Annotated in this window: 1 protein-coding gene; it reads right to left on the bottom strand. The window is 65.6% G+C overall.

Annotated features, from left to right (window positions below):
• Positions 1–583 (bottom strand): alanine--tRNA ligase-related protein (locus ACXJKH_RS21940; protein WP_457322550.1); only part of this gene is annotated, 583 nt, incomplete at both ends.

Below are 583 nucleotides of genomic sequence, written 5' to 3'. Positions count from 1 at the left end.
CTCCAGGCCCATGCCGGTGTCCACGCACGGCGCCGGCAGCGGCACGAGGGTGCCGTCGGGCTGGCGGTCGAACTGCATGAACACCAGGTTCCAGATTTCGATGAAGCGGTCGCCATCCTCGTCCGGCGAGCCCGGCGGGCCACCGGCGATGTGGTCGCCGTGGTCGTAGAAGATCTCGGTGCACGGACCGCACGGGCCGGTTTCGGCCATCTGCCAGAAGTTGTCCGAGGCGAACGGTGCGCCCTTGTTGTCAMCGATGCGCACGATCCGGTCTTCCGGAATGCCGACCATGTCGCGCCACAGCGCGTAGGCCTCGTCATCGGTCTGGTAGACCGTGACCAGCAGCCGGTCGGCCGGCAGCTTCCAGACCTGGGTCAGCAGCTCCCAGGCCCAGGCGATGGCATCCTTCTTGAAGTAATCGCCGAACGACCAGTTGCCCAGCATTTCAAAGAAGGTGTGATGGCGCGCGGTGTAACCGACCTGATCCAGGTCGTTGTGCTTGCCACCGGCACGCAGGCAGCGCTGGACGTCGGCGGCGCGCACGTAGCTGCGCTTTTCGGCGCCAAGGAACACGTCCTTGAAC

This window comes from Stenotrophomonas sp. P5_B8, assembly GCF_054049855.1.
This window is presented reverse-complemented; position numbering and strand designations above follow the sequence as displayed.